Source organism: Streptomyces sp. NPDC048479 (assembly GCF_040651435.1).
Classification (GTDB): domain Bacteria; phylum Actinomycetota; class Actinomycetes; order Streptomycetales; family Streptomycetaceae; genus Streptomyces.
The window spans coordinates 1-1,701 of the sequence record NZ_JBEZKA010000115.1 but is presented as its reverse complement, the minus strand read 5'-3'; the positions used below and the strand labels follow the sequence as shown (position 1 = coordinate 1,701).

2 protein-coding genes are annotated in these 1,701 nt (G+C 68.3%); one reads left to right on the top strand and one right to left on the bottom strand.

All coding sequences use genetic code 11. The features are described 5' to 3' along the window. Window positions 1-119 precede the first annotated feature (119 nt). Window positions 120-686 (top strand): hypothetical protein, encoded by a 567-nt coding sequence (locus tag AB0D12_RS41260; protein WP_362695228.1) that lies wholly within the window; start codon window positions 120-122, stop codon window positions 684-686. Here AB0D12_RS41260 and AB0D12_RS41255 read toward each other — a convergent pair. Then, window positions 604-1,434 carry an IS5 family transposase gene (locus AB0D12_RS41255; protein WP_362695225.1) on the bottom strand — a complete coding sequence of 277 codons (831 nt, stop codon included), beginning with the start codon at window positions 1,432-1,434 and terminating at the stop codon, window positions 604-606. The two genes, AB0D12_RS41260 and AB0D12_RS41255, sit on opposite strands and share 83 nt — an antisense overlap. Between the last annotated feature and the right edge of the window lie 267 nt (window positions 1,435-1,701).

The window sequence follows — 1,701 nt, the reverse complement described above, 5'->3', positions numbered from 1 at the left end:
AGTGCGTCGTGGCAAAGGGAGTCCCTGTTCGAGAGCAGGGGCTTCTTGGTGTGCAGGGCATGATCGCGGAGGGTTAGGGGCAGGCAGCGGGCGGCTTGTTGTTGATCGAGGAGGGTGCGATGCCGTCGGTGCTGGGGTTGATGGAACGGCGTGAGTCGCGGGCAAGGCAGGAGCTGGAGTCCTGGACGGAGGTCCTGGAGCAGGCTCAGGCGGAGGTGAATGCCGCGCGGGAGCGAGTCGAGCGGGCCCGGGTGGGGCGTGAGGAGCTCGTGTCGGTGCTGGCCGAGGAGAGCGCGGTGAATACGCCGGTTTCCGGGCCGTTTGGTGGTGAGGCGGCTGACGCTGGGGGATCGAGCGGCTCCGGCGCGGTGCATGGCGAGCGGCCGCCGGTGTGGCGGTCGGGCATGGGCGAGGAGGTACTCAGCGGCCTGTATCGGGAGGTGTTCGCCGCGGTGGTGGCCGCTTCGGGGCCGGTGAGCGGGGTGGAGTTGACGCGGGCGGTGGGCCGGGAGGCGGAGATCAAGAACGAGGTGGAGAAGATCCGTCACCGTGCCTACGCGCTGGAGAAGCGGGGCTGGCTGCTGCGGGAGAAGAACGGACGGTTCATGCCCGCGCCCGGGGCAGCCGGCCGGGACGCTTCTCCGACCAGCGCGGGGCATCGCCGGCCAGACGCCGTGACAGCCTGATCATGGCCGCCCACCACACCATCTGCTGGTGGTGATCGGGGCGGCGTTCGTGGTCGCGGTTGAGGCGGCGTGAGCGGGAGAGCCAGCTCAGCGTTCGCTCCACGACCCACCTGCGGGCCAGTACGACAAATCCGCGTTGCCCATCGGATCGGCGCACGACCTCGATCCGGACCCCGTGTCGGGCGAACGCCTTCGCCAGCGCCGGACCCTGGTAGGCACTGTCAACCCACACCAGTTTCAGCAGCCGACCCGGCTGGTCCATGAACGTCTCCAGCAGTGCGGGGGCGGCTTTGGAGTCGTGGACATCGGCCGTGGTCACGGTCACCTCCAGGAGCAGGCCCTCGGTGTCGGTCAGGATGTGACGCTTGCGCCCGTCACGTGACTTGCCGCCGTCGTATCCGCGACTGTCCTCGCCGACGGTCTCGGAGGCGTCCACCGACTGACTGTCGATGATTCCCGCACTGGGCTCGGCGTTGCGGCCTGCGCGCTCCCTCACCGAACGTCGCAGGCGTTCGTACAGCTCACGCACGTAGTCGTAGGACCGCCAGCGGCGGAAGAAGTCGTAGACCGCCCGCCAGTACGGGAAATCGACCGGCATGGCCGTCCACTTCACGCCGTTGTCGACGAGGTAGCGCACCGCGTCAAGCATCTCGCGGTGGCAAAACGCCTCCGGACGCCCGCCCAGCTTGAGGAGCCACGCCGGCACCGGCATCGCGGCGCGGACCTCGGCCCACTCCGCATCCGTCATGTCACTGGGATAGCAGCCTGCCCGCCGTCCCGGAGCGATCGAACCGAACCGGTGCACGTAGCAGTCACACCCAGGGGTGACCGCGGTGGACGCAGGCGCAGAGATACTGCTCAACTGATCAGGCAACGGGCTTCCTTGGTCGTGCTGGTGTCGTAACCGCGTCACTACCAAGGGGCCCGTTCTCTCATGCCCGCGACCGCACCCGAACCTCCGTCCAGATGATCACCCGCTGCCGCTCGAACAAGATCCGGTTTGCCACAACGCACT

Excerpts from the sequence above, each read along its gene's own strand:
- AB0D12_RS41260 (WP_362695228.1), top strand. The coding sequence starts at position 120 with ATGCCGTCGGTGCTGGGGTTGATGGAACGGCGTGAGTCGCGGGCAAGG.
- AB0D12_RS41255 (WP_362695225.1), bottom strand. The coding sequence starts at position 1,434 with ATGACGGATGCGGAGTGGGCCGAGGTCCGCGCCGCGATGCCGGTGCCG.